The sequence below is a fragment of the Ruegeria sp. F5 genome (assembly GCF_056533845.1).
This window is the reverse complement of record NZ_JBQFOU010000049.1, coordinates 1-4,347: the sequence shown is the minus strand read 5'-3', so window position 1 is coordinate 4,347 and position 4,347 is coordinate 1. Positions and strand designations below refer to the sequence as shown.

At 63.5% G+C, this 4,347-nt stretch carries 4 protein-coding genes; all 4 read right to left on the bottom strand.

Going from position 1 to position 4,347, the window contains the following annotated elements; all coding sequences use genetic code 11:
* Nucleotides 1–884: 2-hydroxyacid dehydrogenase (locus tag ACR0K1_RS25305; protein ID WP_480852280.1), on the bottom strand; the 884-nt coding region annotated here is incomplete at its 3' end.
* Nucleotides 884–1,774: a succinate--CoA ligase subunit alpha gene (gene sucD, locus ACR0K1_RS25300; RefSeq protein ID WP_480852279.1), complete on the bottom strand. Its 891-nt coding sequence runs from the start codon at nucleotides 1,772–1,774 to the stop codon at nucleotides 884–886. The genes ACR0K1_RS25305 and sucD, both read right to left, overlap by 1 nt.
* Nucleotides 1,774–2,970 (bottom strand): malate--CoA ligase subunit beta, encoded by a 1,197-nt coding sequence (locus ACR0K1_RS25295; RefSeq protein ID WP_480852278.1) that lies wholly within the window; start codon nucleotides 2,968–2,970, stop codon nucleotides 1,774–1,776. Before ACR0K1_RS25295 ends, sucD begins: the two co-directional genes overlap by 1 nt.
* A 28-nt stretch (nucleotides 2,971–2,998) precedes the next feature.
* Nucleotides 2,999–4,240 carry a pyridoxal-phosphate-dependent aminotransferase family protein gene (locus tag ACR0K1_RS25290; protein ID WP_480852277.1) on the bottom strand — a complete coding sequence of 414 codons (1,242 nt, stop codon included), beginning with the start codon at nucleotides 4,238–4,240 and terminating at the stop codon, nucleotides 2,999–3,001.
* Nucleotides 4,241–4,347: the final 107 nt, after the last annotated feature.

Genomic DNA, 4,347 nt, shown 5'->3' with positions numbered 1-4,347 from the left:
CGCGTGGCGCTGCCCAGATGCGGCAGCAACACCAGGTTGTCGCATTGCAGCAGGTCGGGGTTGATGCGCGGTTCGCCGTCGAACACATCCAGCGCCGCACCGCCGATCATGTCGAAAGACAGCGACTGGATCAGGGCGCGTTCGTCGATCACCTCGCCGCGGGCGGTGTTGATCAGGAACGCGTCGGGCTTCATCAGGTCCAGCCGGCGCGCGTTGATCAGGTGCCGGTTGGTGGCGCCGCCGGGGCAATGCAGCGAGACGAAATCGCATTGTGGCAGCATGTCGTCGATCGCGTCGACCTGCCGGGCGTTGCACCGGGCCAGAACCTCGGGCGCGACCGGGCTGCGGTTATAGGCGAGCACCTCCATGCCGAAGCCGTGATGGGCGCGGCGGGCCATTTCCTGCCCGATGCGGCCATAGCCGACGATGCCCAGCGTCTTGCCGCTGACCTTGGTGCCAATCAGATGCGTGGGCCGCCAGCCGGACCAGTTGCCCGCGCGCAACTCGCGCTCGCCCTCAGCGGTGCGGCGGGCGACCATCAGCAGCAGGGTCATGGCCAGATCCGCCGTGCACTCGGACAGCACATCGGGCGTATTGGTCACGGTCATGCCCAGGCCGCGCGCCGAAGGCTCGCAGATATGGCTGTAACCGACGCCGTAATTGGCCAGGATTTTGGTCTGGGCCGCAGGCACGTCCAGCGCCTCGGCGCTGAGCGTGTCGGTGACCGTGGGCAGAACCGCGTCATAGCGTTTCAGCGCATCGCGGATTTCAGCCGGGGACATGGGCTTGTCCCCGGTGTTCAGCACGGTGTTGTAGTTTTCGGCCAGCTGCGCCTCGACGGCGGCAGGCCAGCGACGGGTGACAAGAACCGAAGGCTTGACCATCACGCAGCCTTTCCCATGACGCGGGCGATTGTTTCGCCGATCACCGCGGGGTTTTCGGCCACCGTCACACCGGCGGCGGACAGAATCTCGACCTTCTCGCTGGCGCTTTCGCCGAAGGCAGAGATGATCGCACCAGCATGGCCCATGGTCCGGCCCTTGGGCGCGGTCAGACCGGCGACATAGGCCACAACCGGCTTGGTGACGTGATCGCGGATATATTCCGCCGCTTCCGCCTCTTGCGGGCCGCCGATCTCGCCGATCATGGCGATCACTTCGGTGTCTTCATCCTGTTCGAACCGCTCGAGGATGTCGCGGAACGAGGACCCGTTGATCGGATCGCCACCGATGCCGACGCTGGTCGATACTCCGATACCGCGTTCTTTCAGCTGCGCCGCAGCCTCATAGCCCAGCGTTCCCGAGCGGCCGATGATGCCGACATTGCCGGGCAGGTAGATATGACCGGGCATGATCCCCAGCAAAGCCTTGCCGGGGCTAATGGTTCCGGCACAGTTGGGGCCGGTCAGCACCATGCGCTTGTCGCGGGGATAACGGTACATGTAGCGCTTGACGCGGATCATGTCCTGCGCCGGGATGCCATCGGTGATGCAGACGCAGTAGCGGATACCGGCATCTGCTGCCTCCATGATCGAATCCGCAGCGAAGGGGGGCGGCACGAAAACAAGGCTGGCATCCGCGCCGGTGGCTTCGACCGCCTGTTTCACGGTGTCGAAAACGGGCACGCCTTGGACGGTTTCGCCGCCTTTTCCGGGAACGACGCCGCCGACTACGTTGGTGCCGTAGTCCAGCATGTCCTTGGTATGAAAGCGCGCCATGCGTCCGGTGATCCCCTGAACGATTACGCGAGAGTCGCGGTCGAGAAGAATGCTCATTATACAGCCCTCACCTTGGTGTTTTGGGTCAGATCGTTCCGCCAGGCGCCCACCGCCCGTTCGGCGGCTTCCATCAGCGTTGTGGCTCGGATGATCGGCAGGCCGGATTTGGCGAGGATCTTCTGACCCTCTTCAACGTTGGTCCCGGCAAGTCGCACAATGACAGGGATGTCGATCTCCAACTCGCGCAGTGCCTGTACGACGCCTTCGGCGACCCAGTCGCAGCGGTTGATACCGGCAAAGATGTTGACCAATACCGCCTGAACGTTCTGGTCGGACAGAACCAGCCGAAACGCCTTGGCCACCCGTTCCGGCGAGGCGCCGCCACCGATATCCAGGAAGTTCGCCGGCTCGCCACCGGCCAGTTTGATCGTGTCCATCGTGGCCATGGCCAGCCCGGCCCCGTTCACGATGCAGCCGATATTGCCCTCAAGACCCACGTAAGACAGCCCGCGGTCCGCCGCGCGGCTTTCGCGCGGGTCTTCCTGGCTTTTGTCCCGCAACTCGGCAATCTGCGGGTGACGGAACAGGGCGTTGTCGTCAAAGCTCATCTTGGCGTCCAGCGCCAATACGCGGTCGTCGCCGGTGATGACCAGCGGGTTGATCTCGACCATGGTCGCATCCAGTTCGCTGAAGGCGGCATAGCAGCCCTGCAGCGTCCGGACCATCTGCTGAACCAGACGGGGTTCGATGCCCAGATTGAACGCGATCTCGCGGGCCTGGAATTCCTGCAGCCCGACGGCGGGTTCCACGATGGAGCGCACGATGCTGTCGGGGCGGTCCGCCGAGATTTCCTCGATCTCCATGCCGCCTTCCGAGGAGGCGACGATCATCACCCGCTGGCTGGAACGGTCCAGTACGAAACCCAGGTAGATCTCGCTGTCGATCGGCACGGCGGATTCGACGTAAACGCGGTAGATGCCTTTGCCTTCGGGGCCGGTCTGATGGGTCACCAGCTTGCGTCCGAACATCTCGTCGCAGGCCTCGTGGATCTCGTGCTCGGTGTTGCACAGCTTGACACCACCGGCCTTGCCACGGCCCCCGGCATGAACCTGCGCCTTGACGACCCACTTGTCGCCGCCCAACTCGCGGGCGCGATAGGCCGCCTGTTCCGGGCTGTAGGCCAGCGCCCCGGACGGTATGGCGACGCCGAAATTCGAAAGAACCTCTTTCGCCTGATATTCGTGAATATCCATCTGCATGTCTCCCGTTTATGCAGTGCGTTCAAGCCGCGATTGATGTGCCGTAGCGGCTTTCGAGCAGCGCTTCGATCTCGTCGAAATCGACTTTGCCGCCCAGATCGCGCAGGGCGTCGGCAAACAGGCGGATGATCTGGCTGATTGCCTGACGGTTGAGTTGATTGAGGATGCCGATCCGGACCTGCACCGGCGCGCTGAGCGTCGGCCAGATGCCAAACCCCTGCGCCCGACACTTCTGCACCAGTTCCATCTCGCGCCCGGCCAGTTCCGGCGGCAGGTTGAGGACCAGAAGACTGGGCATGTCCGAGGTCACCTGGCATCCCATCGCGGTTACCGCATCCCGCAGCACCTGTTCATGGGTCCGGTAGGCGGCGGACCGCTTGGCCAGCCCTTCCGTCAGCGTCAGGCGCAGGGATTCGTGAAAGGCCGCCACAGCGTAGCCGGAATGGGTCCGGTGATAGGTACCTTTCTCGACGTCCTGCCCATCGACGATTCCCCAATGACGGGCCTCGAAAATGGGATTGTGGACATAGCTGTAGCCGCCTGTTGATTTCAGGCTGTCGATGTATTCATCGGAAAAGCTGACCGGCGCATAGGTCAATGGCAAGCAGCACAGGCCCTTTTGCGGGCAAGAGGCCCATCCAGCGATGCCTGGATAGTCGTCGATCCGGAAATCCGCGACCCCCAGCGACGATACCGCGTCGATCAGGCCCATCGCGCCATGGCGCTCGCAGGCATCGGAAAACCCGCGCAAATCGTTGATACGCCCGGACCCGGTTTCCCAATGCGCCATGAAGGCCCATTTGGGTTTGTGTTCGGCCAGTGCGGCCGCGACCATTTCACCGGTCACCGGCTGACCATGCGGCACGTCGATGACGGTGACGCTGGCGGCCTGCGGGTCCAGCGGGCTGGCGGCATGCTCTTCCGGCGTTGCCGCCTTGATGCGAAGGGTCAGTGTGTCGATGCCCGAAAAAGTGCCGTTGTTGAATGCAACGACCCTGTCGCCGGGCATGACGGCCGAGAACATGGTGTCCAAGGCGCTCCAGCCGGTGCCCGCGACCGCGAATGTATATGTGTTTAAAGTGCCCCAGATCTCGCGCAGCATGTGCTTGCATTCGACCATGCCGCGCAGCACGTCGCCCTGCATGTGATCTGCAACTCCGGCGCTGGCAAAGGCGCGCAGGACGCGGGCATCGGTATTGCCCGGCCCCGGCCCGGCGGCGAGCGTCTCGGGGATCTCGAGCGGAGGGTAAATCTGAAAGGTCATGGTCTGGCATCCTCGGCAACTGGCTGGGCGCTGAGGCCCGGTGTGGTACGTTGCCGAGCAGAAAACGCGGACTTGCCCTACGACGCAACGTAACTTACTACTGCTTT

Excerpts from the sequence above, each read along its gene's own strand:
- sucD (WP_480852279.1), bottom strand. The coding sequence starts at position 1,774 with ATGAGCATTCTTCTCGACCGCGACTCTCGCGTAATCGTTCAGGGGATC.
- ACR0K1_RS25290 (WP_480852277.1), bottom strand. The coding sequence starts at position 4,240 with ATGACCTTTCAGATTTACCCTCCGCTCGAGATCCCCGAGACGCTCGCC.
- ACR0K1_RS25295 (WP_480852278.1), bottom strand. The coding sequence starts at position 2,970 with ATGGATATTCACGAATATCAGGCGAAAGAGGTTCTTTCGAATTTCGGC.